General features: G+C 33.8%; 14 protein-coding genes. 9 read left to right on the forward strand and 5 right to left on the reverse strand.

The features are described 5' to 3' along the window. Positions 1-20: 20 nt before the first annotated feature. From FNW17_RS07925 to FNW17_RS07935, 3 genes are all read right to left on the reverse strand, one after another. On the reverse strand, positions 21-788 hold the full coding sequence (locus FNW17_RS07925; RefSeq protein WP_144071371.1) for a TatD family hydrolase: 768 nt from the start codon (positions 786-788) through the stop codon (positions 21-23). A gap of 121 nt (positions 789-909) precedes the next feature. Next, a complete protein-coding gene (locus tag FNW17_RS07930; RefSeq protein ID WP_144071372.1) occupies positions 910-1,632 on the reverse strand; it encodes a tetratricopeptide repeat protein in 723 nt (240 codons plus the stop codon). A gap of 2 nt (positions 1,633-1,634) precedes the next feature. After that, positions 1,635-2,219, reverse strand: coding sequence for an RNA polymerase sigma factor (locus FNW17_RS07935; RefSeq protein ID WP_144071373.1), 585 nt, complete (start codon positions 2,217-2,219; stop codon positions 1,635-1,637). Positions 2,220-2,551: 332 nt separating this feature from the next. On the opposite strand from FNW17_RS07935, the gene FNW17_RS07940 reads away from it, so the two are divergent. The 9 genes from FNW17_RS07940 (at position 2,552) to FNW17_RS07980 (ending at position 17,067) form a co-directional block, all read left to right on the forward strand. Beyond that, complete coding sequence (locus FNW17_RS07940) at positions 2,552-3,535, forward strand: hypothetical protein (RefSeq protein ID WP_144071374.1); 984 nt, start codon at positions 2,552-2,554, stop codon at positions 3,533-3,535. Between the two features lie 66 nt (positions 3,536-3,601). Beyond that, a complete protein-coding gene (locus tag FNW17_RS07945; protein ID WP_144071375.1) occupies positions 3,602-4,309 on the forward strand; it encodes a LytR/AlgR family response regulator transcription factor in 708 nt (235 codons plus the stop codon). Positions 4,310-4,312: 3 nt separating this feature from the next. Then, positions 4,313-7,129, forward strand: a complete 2,817-nt coding sequence (locus FNW17_RS07950) for a sensor histidine kinase (protein WP_144071376.1) — start codon at positions 4,313-4,315, stop codon at positions 7,127-7,129. A 107-nt stretch (positions 7,130-7,236) separates the two neighbouring features. Then, positions 7,237-9,957, forward strand: coding sequence for a hypothetical protein (locus tag FNW17_RS07955; protein ID WP_144071377.1), 2,721 nt, complete (start codon positions 7,237-7,239; stop codon positions 9,955-9,957). A 165-nt stretch (positions 9,958-10,122) separates the two neighbouring features. Further along, a complete protein-coding gene (locus tag FNW17_RS07960) occupies positions 10,123-10,857 on the forward strand; it encodes a prolipoprotein diacylglyceryl transferase (protein WP_185965279.1) in 735 nt (244 codons plus the stop codon). A gap of 18 nt (positions 10,858-10,875) precedes the next feature. Further along, the gene (locus tag FNW17_RS07965) at positions 10,876-11,724 is read left to right on the forward strand and encodes a hypothetical protein (protein ID WP_144071379.1); all 849 of its coding nucleotides are present in this window, start codon (positions 10,876-10,878) and stop codon (positions 11,722-11,724) included. Between the two features lie 192 nt (positions 11,725-11,916). Beyond that, positions 11,917-13,875, forward strand: a complete 1,959-nt coding sequence (locus tag FNW17_RS07970) for a PKD domain-containing protein (protein ID WP_144071380.1) — start codon at positions 11,917-11,919, stop codon at positions 13,873-13,875. 136 nt (positions 13,876-14,011) lie between these two features. After that, on the forward strand, positions 14,012-16,633 hold the full coding sequence (locus tag FNW17_RS07975; RefSeq protein WP_144071381.1) for a CHAT domain-containing protein: 2,622 nt from the start codon (positions 14,012-14,014) through the stop codon (positions 16,631-16,633). Further along, complete coding sequence (locus FNW17_RS07980; RefSeq protein WP_143389252.1) at positions 16,630-17,067, forward strand: retropepsin-like aspartic protease; 438 nt, start codon at positions 16,630-16,632, stop codon at positions 17,065-17,067. Before FNW17_RS07975 ends, FNW17_RS07980 begins: the two co-directional genes overlap by 4 nt. On the opposite strand, the gene FNW17_RS07985 is transcribed toward FNW17_RS07980, so the two are convergent. Together FNW17_RS07985 and odhB are read right to left on the reverse strand one after the other, a co-directional pair. Continuing rightward, positions 17,030-18,277, reverse strand: coding sequence for a TCR/Tet family MFS transporter (locus tag FNW17_RS07985; RefSeq protein ID WP_143389251.1), 1,248 nt, complete (start codon positions 18,275-18,277; stop codon positions 17,030-17,032). The two genes, FNW17_RS07980 and FNW17_RS07985, sit on opposite strands and share 38 nt — an antisense overlap. Before the next feature lie 80 nt (positions 18,278-18,357). Next, entirely contained in the window at positions 18,358-19,587 is a 1,230-nt protein-coding gene (odhB, locus tag FNW17_RS07990) for a 2-oxoglutarate dehydrogenase complex dihydrolipoyllysine-residue succinyltransferase (RefSeq protein ID WP_144071382.1), read from the reverse strand. Between the last annotated feature and the right edge of the window lie 13 nt (positions 19,588-19,600).

The raw sequence follows: 19,600 nt of genomic DNA on the forward strand, positions 1-19,600 counted from the left end.
AAGTTAAATAATTAAGATTGTTAAATACCAAATATAGCTTTAGAATTTTCGGTGGTAATTTCTGCAATTTCCTCTTGTGGCAGATTATAAATTTCTGATAGTTTACTAACAACATTTAACAAATAACTGCTTTCGTTGCGTTTTCCTCGAAAAGGAACGGGTGCCAAATAAGGCGAATCGGTTTCTAGGACAATATGTTTCAAATCGATCTTACTCAAAAATTGGTCGATTTTTCCGTTTTTGAACGTTACGACTCCACCTATTCCCAATTTCATATTAAACGAAATGGCTTGTAATGCCTGTTCATAAGTTCCAGAAAAACAATGAAAAATCCCGAACAAATCAGCCGATTTTTCTTCTTCCAAGATTTCGAAAATTTCATCGAAGGCATCGCGACAGTGAATAACGATGGGCAATTTATAGCGTTTCGCCAATTGAATTTGTTTTCTAAAAGCATCTTGTTGCTGTGGCAAAAATGTTTTATCCCAATACAAATCGATGCCAATTTCGCCAACTGCAAAGAACTTCCTTTTGGCTAATTCTTTCTCAACATGTTGCAATCCTTCGAGATAATTGTCTTTAACGTGTGTGGGATGCAAACCCATCATCAAAAAAACATTTGCAGGATAGCTTTTCTCCAAATCATACATCGATTGTGTAACTGTAGAATCGATGGAGGGAATAAAAAACCGTGAAACACCGGCAGCGATGGCACGCTGAATCATTTCGTTTCTGTCAATGTCAAATTCGTTGGAATATAAATGGGTGTGGGTATCGGTAATTATCATTGATGATCTTAAATTAAACAGCAAAGATACAATCTTACTCAAAAAAATGAAGCATATAAGGTCAGATAAGCTTTGGAATACATTACTTAAATGACCTTAAATGTCTTATATGGTAAAAAAATCAATCCAATTCGTTCAACAATTGTTGCACTTGGTCGTAATCCTCAAAATCATCGGGAATTGTCAACAGAATCTCTTTACAAGATTTATACTCTTTCTGTTTCAATTTTAAAAGTGCTAAGTACCAAGTCGCTTTGTGTTTATAAACAGAAGTTCCTGATTTTAACTCTGACAAATTGGTTTCTGCTTTTTGAAATTGATTGTTTTCCAAAAGCGAAACCGCATAGAAAAATTGGATTTCAGGCGATTTTTTTTCTTTTAAAACGGTTTCAAATTGCGGAATAGCAGCCTTGTAATTCTTAGTATTGAATGCGTCTTGCGCCAATTTTAAATTTTCGTTTACATCGCCTCTTTCGATGAAAGTTGCCATTTCCGGACTATTATAATCGTCAAAAGATGGGTTTATATTCTGAAAAAAAAACAATCCTAACAAAACAGCTACCGAAGCTGCTGCTGCATATTGCCAAGATTTTAAAGCTATAACTTTTGATTTTTTTGCTTTAAAATGTTCCTTGGAAACTGATTTTAAATTCTTTTTGAAAGCTTTTAATTCCTGTTCATTCCCAAATTTATGCTCCAAATGAAGATGTAATTCCTTAAATATTTCAAATGTTGAAGCGAATTCTTTGTCTTCGGCCAATTGTTTTTCGAAAATTGTTTTTTCTTCGGCAGACAATTCGTTTTCGATATATTGACCAAATAATATGTAGCGTTCCTCGTTCATGGCTAATTGATTTTTAAAGATTTAAAGCGATTTGTTTCTTGAACCCACTGGGTTAATTGACCTACGCATAACGATTTTTTCTTTCGAACATAGCCATAAGTTACATTGAGTTTTTCGGCAACTTCCTCCATAGATTTGATGGTAAAACTCAATTTCAATAACTCTTGGCATTTGTCGCCCAGTTTTTGAAACATCAAATCAAAAAGTTTTTGTTTTTCGTCGAATATTTCGGTTTCTGTTACCATTTCCTCTGTGGGTTCATTATTAGATGGCAAATCTTCATCGATTGTTACCCCCTTATTCGAAGATTTTTTTATTTCGTTCAACCATTTTCTTTTACACAATAAGAAGAAGTAAGCATCAAACGGGCAAGTTAGTTGGAGCTTTTTGGCTTTAGCCTGATTAAAAAGTAAAATCATAATTTCCTGAACGACATCTTGTGCCTTGTCTAGATCGCCTGAATTGTTCCTTATATAATGAACGACTTTGGGAACGAACTTCTTGTAAATAGATTGAATTATCGCCGAATCATTATTGGCAAGTCCATCAATGTAGATTTGGTCGAGATGAATAGTGGTTTTGGACATAAAAAAACTTTTTATCGAAAATACTAAAAAAAGGGGTAACAAATATAAAACCGAGTTGATATAACTATATAAAACAAAAATTAAAGCTTTCTAAATCTTTTAAATTATGAAAAAGTTAAAAAAATTAGGAATGACTTTCATTTTCAAACTTTGGACATTAATAACCCGATAAAAAAATAATTCAAAATAAAGGGTAACAATTAAAACCGCAAGTTGATATAACAATGAAACCAGAATAAATAAATAAAAATCAAAATAAAGGGTAACAATATCAAACCCGAATTGATATAACAACAGAAAACAATAAACAAACAATTAAAACACTAGAAATTATGAAATCAAATTTTAAAAACATCGGACTTTTAGCTTTAGCAACAATCCTTTTTGCAAGCTGTACTAACAATGAAAACACAACTCCAATTCCTCCTTCGGCAGCAGCTTTCAAAGGAATTAAGGAAAACGGACTCAAAAAGAACACCCAAAACTTCACTGCAACTGCAGGAGCTGGGGTTATCACATTAACATCTGCAAAAGGAGTGGTTATAACATTAAACGGAAACGCATTGACCAAAAATGGAAACCCTGTAACCGGAGCAATTGACATTACATTTGTGGAACTTTTCGACAAAGGAAATATGCTAATTTCAAACAAACCTACAATGGGAGTGATGCCTGACGGTAAAAAAAGTTTACTGAAATCTGGAGGAGAATTTTTCATCAAAGCTTCTCAAGGTGGTGTAGATTTAGTTTCAACTGGCGGAATTCAACTTCAAGTTCCCGTAAATTTAACTGGAACAATGGATACAGGGATGCTTTTTTGGGCTGGCGATACAAAAGACCCTGAAAACCTTGCTTGGGTAAATCCTCGTAACGCAGCTGGAACTGGAGGTCAAAAAGATGGAAATGTTGGTTTTGGTCAAAATAGTTATAATGTTACTTTTGGAAACTTTGGTTGGACAAATGTGGATAAATTTTACAGCGATCCAAGACCAAGAACAACAATTTTAGCAGCCGTTCCAACAGGATACGACAATACAAATAGTGCTATTTATTTGTCTTATGATGGCGAAGGTCAAAATGCGCTTGCTAAACTAGACACTTACAATCCAACAACATTACAATTTAGCGAACATTATGGCCAAATTCCAATAGGATTAGCTTGCCACGTTATTTTTGCCACCGAAGATAATGGAAACTGGAGATACGCCATCAAAGCTGTAACGGTTGCGCCTGGCGATGTTTACACCTTCACTTTGGGAGAAACTACTGTAGTAACTGAAGCTCAATTAGTAGCAGCCATCAACGCAATACAATAAACGAAAAATATAATTTTTAGAAAAGTGGTGATTTGCTCACCGCTTTTTTCTATTTTTAAAAAATATATGATACTGATAAAAACCATACTTGTAGATGATGAAATTCTAAACCTCAAAAATTTAGAAATTATTTTGAATGAAAATTTTCCAGAAATAGAAATTCTAGGCTTATTTCAAACGGTAGAAGACGCAAAATCATTTATAGAAAACAATCCTATTGATTTGCTTTTCTTGGATATTTCGATGCCAATAGAAAACGGATTCGATTTGTTAGAGTATTTTCCAGTAAGAGATTTTCAGGTAATATTCGTCACTGCTCACGAAGATTATGCCATACAAGCTATTCGAGTTGGCGCCATAGATTATATTTTGAAACCGATTCTTATTTCGGAATTGAGGATTGCCATTGCTAAAGTTTCGGAAATTTGTGGCTTGATAAACAAACCTGATTCTGCAAACAAACTAACAATAACTTACGAGGGCGGAAAATCAATTTTAGATTTTGATGAGATTCTTTATCTAAAAGGTTTCGACAATATCACAACAATTTACCTCACCAAAAACCGAAAACTAACCGTTGCAAAAACCTTGAAACATTTTGAAGACATCCTGGAAAAAGACTTTTTTAGAATTCACAAATCGTTTATTGTAAATTTAAAGTTTGTATCCAAAATTTTGTCAAAAGAAGCCTATTTTCTGGAGTTAAACGAAGGCACACTATTGCCAGTTTCAAGACGAAATTATAAAAATTTGAATGATGTTCTAAAAAAATAATTGATGAAAAGAGCATATATAATCCTAATTTTTTTAGTTTTTAATTCCATATCGAATGCTCAAATTCAATATACATTCAACCGTTATACTACCGACGATGGTTTGCCAACCAATTCCATTTATTGCATCACCGAAGATAAAAACGGGGGAATTGTTTTAGGAACAGATAATGGTTTGACTTTTTTTGACGGAAACATTTTTAAAACTTTAAATGTAAAAGACGGATTGATAAATCCATACATCGTTGCAGTTGCTAAAGATGAAAAGGATGTTATATGGCTTATAAATTATGGAGGAGAACTTCAAAAGTTTGTAAACAATACCATAATTACAACCCCATTTTTAACCGAACAAACCAATTCCATTTTAAACGCAGCATCCAAAATTTATGTTTATACAACCCAAAACAGGTATTCGAACAAATCCTATTATTATCGAGTAATAAACAAAAAAAACGGGCTGGTTTCTAAATCTAAAAATACTAATAACCCGACAAAATTTGCTTCGCCAGTATTTTGCCAGAACAATAAAGAGATTAAAACAATAAATAATAATTTAATTTTTGACAATCATAAAATTGCAATTCCCAAAGACGTTTCATTATTGCATAAAGTGATTTTTAGAAAAAATAATGTTTGCCTTTTAGATGAAAATTATCTTTTTATTCTTGATTTCGACGGAACTGTTTTAAGCAAAATAAAACTTCCAAATTCACTATCAAAAAATGCAGTTTATAAATATGATTTTATAACAGACAAGCAAGAAAACTGTTGGTTAAACATCCAAAACAAAGGGCTTTTTATTTTAAAATCAAACAATTGGATTGCAATAAATGAAAATTTAGGGTTAAGTTCTGCTGACAATATTAATTTTATTTATAATGATTCAACCGGGAAAATTTGGATTGCTACCCACGAAAAAGGCTTGTTTTGCATTCCAAATATTGACATTCAATTCATAAAATTCCCTAATGAGAATAATTATTTTAACGGATTTGCTTATTCGTTAGATAAAAACACATTGTTTTTTTCGTCGAAATTCAACTTGTATTCCTTAGACAAAACAAACAACATCAAACCAATAAAAAGATCAAAAGAGGAAATAAAGATTGACAACTTCAATTCAATTCCAGTGTTTTTTACTAACAAAACAAATCCGCCAACTTGGGACAAAAACACACAAATTCTACTCGTTCAAGGCCGAGCTTTATTGAAATATGAAACGCCAATTAGTTATACATTATACGGAAGAAATAGTTTGCGTCATTATAACAATCAAATGTCTTCACAACCTGAATCACCTATTCAAGAAAAAATAAGAAGGGTAATTTTATACAAAAACGATTATTATTTCAGTAATTCTGAAAAAATAAATATCCGAACTTTTAATGAAAAGGAAATTAAAATTAAACGGGAATTAAAATTTAAAATTAAAGGATTTATTCAAGATTTTGCTTTCATAAAAGACACTATGTGGATTGCTACAGAAGGTAAAGTTTACAAAGCTTTCAACGAGAAAATTGTAGATAGCATTTCATCGATAAACAATATTCCTGTTGAAAATATAAACAGAATAAAAACTATAAATGACGCTGTTTATTTGTGGAATATGAATGGTTTGTTCGTTTTGGGTCCAAAAGGGAATAGAGTGCTAAACAAACATAATTTTTTGCCAAGCAATGATGTTAATAATGTTACATTATTCAACAATCAATTATTGGTTGCAACCAAAGATGGATTGGCAAAAATAAACGCTACTTTAATTCTGAAAAAATCTACAAAACCTGTCTTTAATGTGCTTTACAATGCTAAAATTGAATCTAAAATCGAGATTTCGTCTGACGAAGAATTGGTCAAACTAGAATTTAAAATTAAAAATTTTGAAGCTCCAAAAAACCAAATAATTCAATATAAAATGGATCATTTGCATTGGATAACTACACAAAATTTATTTGTTAATTTTCAATCCTTATCTTACGGCAAACATTCTGTTTCTGTTCGGGTAAAAGATGTGAATTCCGACTGGACAATCCAAAATATTAGTATAAAAAAAGCCTATCCATTTTATTTAAAATGGTGGTTTGTCTTGCTGGCTAATTTAGTCGCTTTAGGATTGATTTATTTGATTTATCGCTATCAGATTACTAAAATAAAGCGCAAGAAACAGCAAGAAATTGCCACCAATAATAAAGTAGCCGAATTGCGTCAAAGTGCACTTTCAGCAATGATGAATCCTCACTTTGTGTTCAATTCTCTCAATGCAATCCAGTATTTTGTAAACAGTAACCAAAAGGAAAAAAGCAGCGAACATTTAGGAAAACTGGCCCGATTGGTTCGATTGTTTTTGTCGCACGCTTCGGAACCTTTTATCAGTTTAGAAGACGAAATCAAGCGATTAAAAATCTACTTGGAACTAGAAAAAGTGCGGTTTAATAATTTTGATTTCACTTTCAACATTGAGAATAAAATTGACATCCATCAAACCAAAATTCCAAATATGATTGTACAACCGTTTATAGAAAACGCAATTCTTCACGGCGTTTCACATCTTAAAGAAAATGACGGAAAAATTGATTTGAATTTTCATTTACAAAAAAATATTTTAACTATTGAAGTTATCGATAACGGTTTTGGAATTGACACGAACAAACCCAAAAACGCCAGTCACATTTCAAAAGGAGCTGCAATTATTAACGAAAGAATCGAAATTTTGCAACAATCCTATCCCGAAAAAGTGTTTACGATAACACAACGAGATGCGTTTCCAGACCCAATTCGAAAAGGACTTAAAGTGGTTATTGTGGTTACTATTTTAGAATAAAACACCCTTTTTTACCGTTCCCTAAATGAAACCTACCGTATTCTAAATGGTTTTGGTTTGTGTGTTCTATTTACCATAGTTTTATTATATATAAAATTCTAGAAACTATGAAATATTCAAAATCAATTTTTAAAATTCTGATCGTTTTGTTTTTCCTAACGCAAAATAGTTTTGCAACCACAAAACCAATTATTGGAATTGGCATTGTGGTTAAAAAAAATCCTGGAGGAGGATATAGTACTGTTCAAACAGAAAATGGAGGCGGTTTCTCAACCCAACTTAGCGAAGGTGTTTATGAACTTTCTTTTCCGCAGGATCAATTGCAAACCAGTATCAACGGAATTGTAAAAGTGAATTATCCTAAAAGTGGCTATCAATATGATGGTTCTGGGGTTGAAATGGTTTTAGACAACTCGCTAATAAAAGTGAATTCAAAAGTAATGAAAGGGAATTTATTTGCTGTTGATAAACAAAATAACATTACCATAACAGTTCCAAAAGGTGGCGCTAAGCTTTCAGGCAAATTAAGTTGGAATGATGCCGTTATGACGAATTCAATTAGTTGTCCGGATGGATTTATAATGCAAAACGGGGAATGCGTTTCCATAAATAACATTGAAAATCAACAAGCGCGAACAGAGGGGAAAATAAAGGGTAAGATAATACAATCCGGCGACAACGGGATGATTAGTGTTTCATTGAATGCCAATGGCGGAACTTCCTCGTCAACGGGTGTTGACAATAGTTTAAGTTTTAATCCAAGTTTGGGTATCGCAATACATTGGAAAAACTTTGGGATTAGTTTAGATGCCGGAACATTCAGCACCAAACCTGATTTTGATTTTAATGCTTATGCTGCTCCATTGCAAAATTTAGATTTTTTGACCATTACAAATACTAAAAGTGATTGGACTAGTACCTACTTTATGCTTGGACCACAATATACAATTCCCTTAAGTCCTTCTCAAAGTAATGAGTCGGGAAGGCACACTCCTTTTCACAACAAACTAACTTTTACACTCGCATTAAAAGGAGGATTAACCATAAACAAGGCGCCAGAATTCTCCGTGATGGATAAAAGCACGCCACCAAAAAGTATTGCCAGTTATACTGCGCCTCAAGACTATAAAACAAATGCGTTTAGTTTGAAACCAAGTATCGGTTTTGACTATTGGATAAACGAAAATTTTGCACTAACAGCAAATGCACAGTATTTGATGCAGACTGGGCAAAAGGAATTTAAAACAGGTTATATAGATTTGACTAACGTGAACTTGGCTCCGCCAATTTCTCCAGACCAATTTCAAAAAAATATTTCAACAGCACCAAAAGCAATGACAAACACCAAAGGGCCAGAAAATTATATGAGTTTTGGTTTTGGAATTACCTATAGTTTTAACAAAGGCGGAGGTGATTGTGATGATAAATCAGATATTACTTCAAATGGGGCACAAAAAAAAGGGATTGCCGAAGGAGGTTTAAAAAAGAATGATGCCGAACAATTGGTAGTTTCATCTGCTAATATAAAAGAGATATTAGTTCCAAAATCGTCTAACAGTACGAATAGTAACGTAACTATAATGATTATAAAAGGAATGGGTGAAACAACAACCGAAGGCGCACCCATAGTTATAGGAAATACGCTATCAGGCAATATCAAGATGGTTAAAGGGATAAGTAATGCCGGAATTTTAGTCGAAATGACACAAAAAGAAAACGGAGACTATTTTGCGGGCTACACTGATAAAAATGGTGATTTTTTGTTGGGACCAGCAAGTGATTCGCTTCACACAGCATCGATAAATGGAGTGGAATATGGGGAGATAAAAATTATAGGTAATACCAAAGATAATACTGAAACTACTGCTAGCCGCAAAGGAATAAGAGAAAACGGTTTAAAAAAGAATGATGTTGAAACTGTCGCTAATGAATCAGAAATCAAACAAATCGCCGAAACATTAATCAATTATAGAAAAGGCTGGGACGGGTCTATAAAAGGAGTTGAAGGTAAAAATGCAGCTAATGTAAAAGCTATTGCAGAAACATTGGTCAACTTGGCTCGAAAAGGTTGGGATGGTTCCATAAAAGGAAATAAAATTGAAAGCGTAGCTAATGAAGCAGATGTGAAAGCAATTACCGAAACATTAGTCAATATACGAAAAGGTTGGGATGGTTCCATAAAGGGGAATAAAGTTGAAAATGAAGCGAATGAAGCTGATGTAAAAGCAATTGCAGAAGCATTTGTCAATTTGCGAAAAGGTTGGGACGGATCCATAAAAGGAAATATTATAGAGAATGTTGGATCTGAGGAAAGTGATGACAATATTGAATCAATACACATAAAAGTAACTATAACAACGAAAGTTGGATTCTCTGACTGCGAAAGTCCAGGGTATTTTTTTTGTATAGGTGTAGAAATTGGTACTTTGGTAAACAATCATAATTTGGGTGATTTACCTTTAGAAAAAGACCAATTAACAACCAATACCAATGTAGAAATAGTGAATGGAAATACCATAAAAGTCACTTCCATTGGAGTCAAAAGCACCATTTCTGAAAAAACAATGTCTGAATTCGCTAATAAAACACAGAAAAATAAAGAATTCACTTTGGATTATAATGTGTTAAAAGAGATCTGCAAAACACTTAATTTAAATACCCCAAATGAACCAGTTATTTTTAAAGCAGAAGATCAAAAATATGAAGTAATCAATACCATTAAAGAAGGAAAAGAAGTTCAAATTTTGAAAATACACCAAAAAACAAAAATTAATATAGACGGAAGAGCGTACTCTTTATCAATGTTAATAACAAGTGGCAAAGATTGAAATGGTTCCATAAAATGAGATAAAAAGAACTTAGAACATCTTATGATATATATTTCTACCGGAAAACATCAATAAGGTTTTGAATTCTAGAAATAATAATAAAATCAACCAACAATAATGCACCCCGAACTATTCCATTTTCAACTCCCTGAAATATTGACATATTTGTTTCATATAAAACAAGTGATGGTTTACACTTATGCGTTTTGTATCGTTCTTGGAGGTTTAGCATCCGCCATATACACGAAAAGAGCGGCACAAAAAGATTTAGGAATTAAGAACCTTTCCAACAACTTTTTTTACCTGATATTCATCAGTGGTTTTGTGGGTGGAAAATTGTTTTTTTACCTCGAAAATCCTTTATATTACTGGAATAATCCAAGTTTATTATTAGATAATTTTTCGGGCGGGTTCGTATTTTACGGTTCGTTTGTAACCATAATTCCCGTGATTGTTTGGTATTTAAAAAACCAAAATATTCCGGTTTTACCAATGTTGGATATCTTGGCAATTACCACATTAATAGTTCACGCTTTTGGACGACTTGGTTGTTTCAACGCAGGTTGTTGCTACGGTTCACCTACAAAAAGTTTGTTTGGAATGCCTTTTCCAACAACAAATCACGTTGCTGTTCATCCTACCCAGCTTTACGAAGTGTATATTTTACTGATTCTTTTGGGATTTCTAACAATTATTAAAAAACATAAAAAATTTCAGGGGCAAATCTTCTTGTTATACATCAGTTTATACGGCATAAGTCGGGCAATATTAGAACTTTTTAGAGGTGATTCCAGAGGTTATATAATCAAAGATGTTTTGTCTCACTCTCAATTTATTGCAGTAGTTTTATTATTGATATCCCTGTTTTTTTATAAAAAATTAAACAAAAAAATAAATTAATCCTTAAATAATCAGAAAATGAAAAACAAATTTTTAAAAATTATTTTGCCAATGCTGCTTGTTGTTGTCGCAATATTTATTATTGGACCTGGATGTTCGCCAACACCAACACCGCCACCGCCACCTATAGTTGAAAAAGCCATTGTTGTAGATGCTGCCACTGGTGATCCTTTTCCAGATATTACAGACAAAGATTGCGTAGGTAATTATATAACAAATGGGTATTTCAACACAACCGTTCAAAGTCCAAATATTCAAGTCGATGAAGACATTATTGCAGCAACTGGCTGGAGACGGGTTTGGAAAAAAAATCCTCCTTTTAATGTCATAGGAGCCGATTTATTTTCATCGGGAACATCACCAATGGGAATATCGCCAGCACCAGCTCCAACTTCTGGAAATTATGCCAGTATGTGGGTTACTAATAAGAGCACTGATCCCAATCAGTACAGAGAAGCAATGTTTAATAGATTGCATCATTATATTAAACCAGAGCCAGTGCCCGTGACTTACGTCCTGGAATTTAAAACCGCCAAGTTGAATAATACTGCTCAACAAGTTGAAATCAGTATTTATGGTGTTAATTATGACGACATAGCACCCGTAACACTTCCGCTACAACCTTCAGTAATAGCTACACCAACAAACATAAATTTGTTTGGCGCTGCCAATACCGTTTTTTTAGGCACTATAATAATTCCAGCTGGAGCAAATAATACTTGGGTAAATCAGAACATTGCTTTCACTCCTAATTCAAAAGAATATCCAGTTGGCGGATTCAATTATATTCTAATTACAAGAAGTGATAATGAAGGAAAAGGAATGGCATATTGCGCATTCGATGATTTTTGTTTACACAAAAAATAAAATTAAACCTTCAAAACAAGGTGACAACCTCATAAACTATTTGATTTAATTTAAAAGTGACGATTTATTCGTCACTTTTTTCTATTTTTAAAAATATTTTGAAGCTAATCCTGCTGTTCGCTATATCTTTTCCCACGCAAAAAAGCGCGGAAAAAGGATGCCGCTGCCATCAGGGCTAAAAACGTCTCGGCTATGAAAAAACTTTTATCTTTTATCTTTTGTCTTTTATCTTTTGTCGTTTTTTCACAAGTTAAAGTAAAAGATACCGTAACCCGAAAAGCCAAAATCACTTATAATCAAAACAGAAATGCGGTAACTTTCAAACCTGAAACTCCTCCTTTAATCCCGATTGCTGGCGCACCAAAACCTTCTTATTCCTATTTATGGGAATTCGGAGATGGTCATTACAGCAAAGAACCCGAACCCAAACACGTTTATAAAAACAAAGGAACATACAAAACCAGACTTGCAGTAACCAATAATTACGACAACGGAAAACCACCAGCAACCCGACCAAAAACACTTGCCGTAAACGAAATTTCAAGTGAAGAGGTTTATACTGATATAGCTTCCATCGAAGACCAAAACGGCTTGGCCATCCAGAAAAATTGCGATCCCATTCCCGATCAGCAAATGGAGGTAATCGTGAGCTATCAAAATATGGAAAACTACGTTGCCGATGGAAAATTATATCTTTTCTACAACGAAAAACAATTTAAAAACGACAATTTTGAATTGGTCGATTTTAGGACTTATGCAGGCGAAAGAGAAGTCAAGGAAAATCTGGTTGCAACTGTGAATGATTTAGAAAACTCGGATTTGTATTTGGCTTACGAAGAGGCGCTGTCAACAGCCAAAAAATACAAAATTACCACTACTGAAGAAGATTTAGACGCTACTTTATTAGAAGCCTATAAAACCTATAAAAAAGCAACCATATTAGAATTTGACGGAGTCAATCCAGGCGAAACCCGTAACGTGTTTTTTACTCACAAAACCACACCAGAAATGATTAAAGATACCAGTGCAACGGTAACAATACGTAGTGTTTTTGTCCCAAACAGAAGTTTTAAAAACCACAAAGTCAAAAATCTCGAAATGGAAATTGTAACCTCGCACGACCCAAACAAAATGGGTTCCAACGGAAGCTTTATGAACTACAGATTGGTGCGATTCAAAAGAGTCAACTTCAAAACACGTTTCCAGAACAATGGTGAAGGCCCAGCAAGAATGATTCGGTTAGAAACCGATATTCCGGATATGTTCGACAAAAAGACTTTCCAAATAGAAGATATGTATCCCAAATGCCCGATTTGTCCAAAAGGCGAAGAACCTACAACAAGTTGCCTTGACACCATCATCAAGCAAAAACAAATGTTTTTTACTTTCAAAAACATCTATTTACCAGGAAGCACACAAAAAAACGTCAAAGAAAAAGACAGTACCAAAGGCTTTGTCAAGTATTCGATGAAGTTCAACAGAGACTTTCACAAAACGAAAACCAAAAGTAGAACCGCTATTATTTTTGATAAAAACGAACCTATTGTTACAAATTATGCCACTACACGATTCTTGCCAGGAATTTCCATAGGTGTCAAAGCAGGATACAATTATTATCCTGATTTAGAAAATTCAAAAAGTTATTTTGTGGGTGCGACCATTTCGCCTTTTAAATCCTACCGTTTTTATTGGCAAGCAGAATTAATTAATAGCATCAACAAATTCAATTTAGGAACGACAATTACGACAGGTTTTGTAACAACGAATAATGGAGTTAGACAACCCACACGGACAACCACAACACTAAGTTATTCAAATTTCAATAACGAAATCCCTCTTCTTATTCGCTATAATATTAATAATTTCATCGGAATTGGAGCAGGAGTTCAAGCCAATATTAACGCATCGGAAAAGCAAGAACAATACACTAAAATAGAATATTTAGAATCTGAAAAAACAAATGCTATTGTTCTTAAAACCGACGAAACCATTTTGTCTAGCAGTAAAAATTTTACAAATATAAAAACAGGTTTATTGTTTGATTTAACCATTGGCGCGGCAAGAATTGGACCAAGTTTTGGCGCGAGGTATGTGATGAATTTCGAAGACAATTTCAATTATTTTCAGTTGTATGGGATTTGGAAGTTTTAATTATTGGCACACAGATGACACAGATTTAAACAGATTGTCACGAATTTATTTTATCAAAATCTGTTTGAATCGGTAGCCTTTTCATATCATCTATGAATTCAAAATAGTCCAACTTAAATGAACTTATATCCCTTATATGGTAAAAAAACTTTTTTATCTTCTACTATTCTTAACTCTAAATATTTTTGGACAAAATCCGCTTGCACCAGAAGATAAAATTTACAATGCCGTAGATGACTTTGTGACCAATCCTTCTTCGGAAAGTTTACAAAAACTAGAAGCAACCGAAAAAAATTTTTGGAAAAATCCAAAGCCAAAATCCACGAAGGAATTACTTGCAATTGTAGTTTTAAATTGTAATAAAGCCTATTATGAAAGCAAATTTGGCAAGACCAATCAAGCCATTTTAAGTTATGAAAAAGCCTGGTCTGTTTATCAAAAATACAAACTTTCAGGTTATGATATCACAGAATACTGCTTGAAACCGTTGGGCAATCTTTACACGATTATGGGCGATTATGACAATGCCGAAAACACCATAAAACAATATTATTTTATTGCTAATGTTGAGAAAGACCAGTCACAAAAAACAGCAGCAATTATCAATTTATCGAACGTGTACCAAAACACAGGCAGGATTAATGAAGCAATTGATTTACTCGAAAAAACTATTAAAACCGAGAAATTATCTGCCGTTCAAAAAGGAAATATATGGAACAACTTGGGGAATAATTATGTGTTGAGTTATAAAAACCCAGACTTTTCAAAACGGATCCCAAATATTTTTAAAAAACTAGAAAGCTCCTATTTTTCCGCCATTCAATTATTGCAATCAGATAAAACCCAAACCGAAACATTGGCCAATTGTTACCGTAATTTATCCGCAATAAATATGCAATGGCAAAATATTGAATTAGCGAATTCCTATTTTGAAAAAGCAAAAAAATATTTCTTTGCATCACCAAATATATCGTCTCGTAAACTAGCAAAATTCAATTATGAAGAAGCCAATCTGTTATTTCAACAACAAAAATATACAGACGCAAGCAAGATTATATCATCCGTTTTCAAGACTTTAATTCCAACCTATTCCTATCAAAAAAACATTCTACCTAGCCCAAATGCACTTTATGCCGAAACCATTTTATTGGACGCATTGGACTTACAAGCCGAAATTTTTGTAGAACAAAACCAGCCTAAAAAAGCGTTAAAAGCTTATTCGCTTTCGTTTCTAATCGAGGATTTGTTTGCCAATTTGCTGGTTTATGAAAATTCCAAAATCATCAATCAAATCCGCATCAGGAACAGAACCGAAAAATGCATTTCCATTTATGACTTTCTTTATCAAAAAGAAAATATAATCGCTTATTTAGAAAGTGCTTTCCAACTTCAAGAACGAACCAAATCGGGTGTTTTGAAAAACTATCTTTCCAACAAAAAAACAGCTTCCAGAGAAGAAACATTGCATTTAGAACAACTTCAAAACTGGAACAACGAAATCGTCAAAGAACAGCAAAAAGGAGACTTGGCAAACGTTGCGAAAATAAACGAAGCCATAAAAAGACAAAACGAATTGATGCTTTCTCTAAAGAAAATTAGATCGAAAAATCAAATTAATAAAGCGGAAAACATCGATTTAAAATCCTTGTATTCTAAACTCGAGAAAGACAAAGCGATTATGGTGGAATATTTTTCGGGTTTTGAAACAATGTACATTTTCACCTTGGCAAACCAAAGGATAAACCTCGAACATATTAACGTAACTGATACGGCAATACCAAAAATAATTTCATTTTTGGATTATTTTAGCGATGCCAATAAAATTACCGATAATATTTCGGGTTATAACCATTATGGTAATTCATTGTATAAAATGTTGAAATTGCCAACAAATGCAACTTATCAAAACCTCATCATTATTCCTGATGGAATATTGAATTTCCTGCCTTTTGAAGCTTTGATTACGAAAGAATCCAGCACGACCAATTTTACCAAAATGCATTATTTACTGAACGATTTCAGGATTGCCTACAATAATTCGGCAACATTTTATTTGGAAGGAAAACCCATTTCAAGCGACAAGAAATCAGTTCTCGGAATTTTTCCTGTTTTCGAAAAAACCAATTACGAATTGACGTTTTCCAAAGCTGAAATGGAATCAATCAAAAGTAATTTCGACGGACAGTTTTTCAATAATTCAAACGCCACTTTCGATAATTTTAAAATGAATGCTAACCATTATTCCATTTTACATTTGAGCACCCATGCCACTTCTGGCAATACCGAAACTTCTGCAAATATTAAATTTTATGATCAGGAGGTTCTATATTCAGAGTTGTATAACCTCCATATAAATCCTGACTTGGTAGTTTTGAGCGCCTGTGAAACCGGAATTGGAAAACTTTACAAGTCCGAAGGAGCAATGAGTATTGCTCGAGGATTCCAGTTTGCCGGAGCACAAAATTTATTGTTTTCATTATGGAAAGTAAACGATTATACAACTTCGGTATTTATGAATTATTTTTATAAAAACATCAAAAAAAACATTCCTTATTTTGAAGCTAATGCCAATGCCAAAAGGAATTTCCTGAAAGACGAATCGGTATCAAATGCAAAAAAATCGCCTTATTATTGGAGTGCATTTGTGTATTATGGGGAACTTGAAACCTCTAAACCACAATCAAATTATTATTTTTATATTCTGGGTTTATTGATTTTAATTGGATTATTTTTGGCCTTTAATCGTTACCGAAAATGAAAACCCTTCCCGATATTCTAAAAAAAGAAAACTACAAAAAAATAAAATTCAAGGTTTCGAAAACACAACATTTGCTCATCAAAGCAAAAATTAATGGTGTTAAAGGTAATTTTATCCTTGACACAGGTGCTTCTAATAGTTGTATTGGTTTTGAAAGCGTAGAATTGTTCTTATTGGAAGCCAAACATTCGAAAACAAAAGCTTCAGGTGCAGGCGCAACAGGAATGTCGACACAGATTGCCGTTGGTAATAAATTACAATTAGGCAATTGGAAACACATTGATTTTGATCTCGTTATTTTTGATTTATCCCACGTAAACGAAGCTTTGGTTGCTTTTAAAGCAAAACCAGTTCACGGTATTATTGGTGCCGATATTTTAATGAAAGGCAAAGGGATTATTGATTATTATAATCATTGTTTGTACTTACTTTAGCGTTATTCTTAAACGAAAAATAAGCAATAATTGTGCTCAATAACATTAAAAAACCACCCAAAACAAAGGGTGCGGCAGCAAATTGAAAAGGAGCTTCTTTGTGTGTAAAAAAATAAAACACAGTCGACATCATCGGTGGTCCAATAATGGTTGAAGCACTCATTAAACTAGTCATTGCTCCTTGAATTTCACCTTGTTCAGATGGTGCAACTTTACTCGCAACTATGGCTTGTAATGCCGGACCGGCAATTCCTCCCAAACAATAAGGTACAAGAAAAACTAACATCATCCAACTTTGATTGGCTATTGCGAACAAGAACAATCCAATAGTATACAACGCCAATCCTACATAAATACTTTTTTCGTTACCCAAACGCGGATTGACCCAACGTACTAAACCACCTTGAACAATTCCAACAAGTAATCCGACTAGTCCCAAAGAGAGACCTACCATTTTTTCGTTCCAATTAAAACGGTACATGGTAAAATAGCTCCAATTGCTTTGCACAGCGTGGGAAGCAATATATAGTAAAAAAATAGCCAACATTAATCCAATTAGAGAAGGATGTTTTTTGATGCTTTTTAATGCTCCAACTGGGTTAGCACGTCTTATATCAAATTCGCGTCGATTATTTTTTGATAATGATTCTGGCAAAATAAAATAACCGTACAAAAAGTTAATCATACACAATACAGCTGCTGCATAAAAAGGAACTCTTGAACCATAATGCCCCAAAAAACCACCTATTACAGGTCCAATAATAAATCCTAATCCAAAAGCGGCCCCAATCATTCCAAAATTTTTAGCACGATTCTCTTGTGTACTAATATCCGCAATATAGGCAGATGCAGTTGTTATACTTGCTCCAGTAATACCTGCTAAAATTCGTCCAATGAACAACCAAAATATGGTAGGCGCAAAAGCTAACAGCAGATAATCTAGCGAAAATCCAAATAATGAAATTAAAATAATAGGTCTTCGACCAAATTTATCGCTTAAATTTCCAATTATTGGCGCAAAAATAAATTGAGTAATGGCATAGGCAAAGGTCAACCAACCACCATATTTAGCGGCCTCACTAATATCTCCATTAATAAGTTCTTTAACTAATTTAGGTATTACTGGAATGATAATCCCCCACCCTGTAATATCAATTAACATGGTGATGAAAATAAAACCAATTGCGGCCTGTTTTTTTGTTTTTGACATAATAATCTTTGAAGGTAAAACTACAAAAAAACCAGTTTGATTTCTCAAACTGGTTATAAGTTAAGTTTTGATATTGAATATTACATTTCAAATGCTTTCTTAGGATTTCCACCGCAAAGCAATTCTACTGGGTTTTCCAAGGCTTCTTTCACGGCAACCAAGAATCCAACAGACTCACGACCATCGATAATTCTGTGGTCATACGAAAGGGCAACATACATCATGGGGTGAATTTCTACCTTGCCGTTTACCGCAATGGGACGCTCGATAATGTTGTGCATTCCAAGGATTCCAGATTGTGGCGGGTTGATAATTGGTGTAGATAGCATAGAACCAAATACGCCACCATTTGTGATTGTAAATGTTCCTCCAGTCATATCGTCAACGGTGATTTGTCCGTCACGTGCTTTTAATGCTAGTCTTTTTATATCGGCTTCAATGCCACGAAAAGTTAAGTTTTCGGCGTTGCGAACAACAGGAACCATCAATCCTTTTGGACCTGAAACGGCAATCGAAATATCACAGAAATCATAAGCTATTTTATAATCACCATCCATCATGGAGTTAACGTCTGGATATAATGCTAAAGCTCTTGTAACCGCTTTTGTAAAAAACGACATATATCCTAATCCAAGTCCGCCGTGTTTAGTTTTGAACGCATCTTTAAATTCGTTTCGCAACGTATTGATTGGCGTCATGTTTACTTCGTTGAAAGTAGTCAACATAGCCGTATCATTTTTGGCAGCCACCAATCTTTCGGCAACTTTACGACGCAACATCGATAATTTGGAACGTTCAGAACCTCTATTTCCGCCAGTTGGAGTTCCCATAGATGGAACGGCATTTACAGCATCATCTTTGGTAATTCTTCCATCTTTTCCAGTTCCAACAATGTCAGAAGGTTGGATGTTTTTTTCGTCTAATATTTTTCTTGCTGCTGGAGATGGAGTTCCAGATGCATAAGAAGTTGGTGCTACTGGAGCTGCAACTTTTACTTCTTCTTTCTTCACTTCAACAGTTTTTGGTTCTTCTTTTTTAACTTCGGCAACTGACGCTGAAGCGGATGGTTTTGCAGCATCGGTATCAATATGACACACAATTGCCCCAACAGCTACTGCATCACCTTCTTCTGCTTTTAGAGAGATGATTCCGCTAGCTTCTGCTGGCAATTCAAGTGTTGCTTTGTCAGAATCAACCTCGGCAATGGCTTGATCTTTTTCTACATAATCACCGTCTTTTACTAGCCATGTAGCAATTTCAACTTCTTTTATAGATTCCCCTGGTGATGGGACTTTCATTTCTAAAATCATCTTATTTATATTA

Source organism: Flavobacterium franklandianum (assembly GCF_007097365.1).
Lineage (GTDB): Bacteria > Bacteroidota > Bacteroidia > Flavobacteriales > Flavobacteriaceae > Flavobacterium > Flavobacterium franklandianum.

What these genes read in the sequence shown, in the direction of transcription:
- FNW17_RS07970 (WP_144071380.1), top strand. Translation starts at nt 11,917, where the DNA reads ATGAAAAAACTTTTATCTTTTATCTTTTGTCTTTTATCTTTTGTCGTT.
- FNW17_RS07955 (WP_144071377.1), top strand. Translation starts at nt 7,237, where the DNA reads ATGAAATATTCAAAATCAATTTTTAAAATTCTGATCGTTTTGTTTTTC.
- FNW17_RS07935 (WP_144071373.1), bottom strand. Translation starts at nt 2,219, where the DNA reads ATGTCCAAAACCACTATTCATCTCGACCAAATCTACATTGATGGACTT.
- FNW17_RS07940 (WP_144071374.1), top strand. Translation starts at nt 2,552, where the DNA reads ATGAAATCAAATTTTAAAAACATCGGACTTTTAGCTTTAGCAACAATC.
- FNW17_RS07975 (WP_144071381.1), top strand. Translation starts at nt 14,012, where the DNA reads ATGGTAAAAAAACTTTTTTATCTTCTACTATTCTTAACTCTAAATATT.
- FNW17_RS07950 (WP_144071376.1), top strand. Translation starts at nt 4,313, where the DNA reads ATGAAAAGAGCATATATAATCCTAATTTTTTTAGTTTTTAATTCCATA.
- FNW17_RS07980 (WP_143389252.1), top strand. Translation starts at nt 16,630, where the DNA reads ATGAAAACCCTTCCCGATATTCTAAAAAAAGAAAACTACAAAAAAATA.
- FNW17_RS07965 (WP_144071379.1), top strand. Translation starts at nt 10,876, where the DNA reads ATGAAAAACAAATTTTTAAAAATTATTTTGCCAATGCTGCTTGTTGTT.
- FNW17_RS07930 (WP_144071372.1), bottom strand. Translation starts at nt 1,632, where the DNA reads ATGAACGAGGAACGCTACATATTATTTGGTCAATATATCGAAAACGAA.
- FNW17_RS07925 (WP_144071371.1), bottom strand. Translation starts at nt 788, where the DNA reads ATGATAATTACCGATACCCACACCCATTTATATTCCAACGAATTTGAC.
- odhB (WP_144071382.1), bottom strand. Translation starts at nt 19,587, where the DNA reads ATGATTTTAGAAATGAAAGTCCCATCACCAGGGGAATCTATAAAAGAA.
- FNW17_RS07945 (WP_144071375.1), top strand. Translation starts at nt 3,602, where the DNA reads ATGATACTGATAAAAACCATACTTGTAGATGATGAAATTCTAAACCTC.
- FNW17_RS07985 (WP_143389251.1), bottom strand. Translation starts at nt 18,277, where the DNA reads ATGTCAAAAACAAAAAAACAGGCCGCAATTGGTTTTATTTTCATCACC.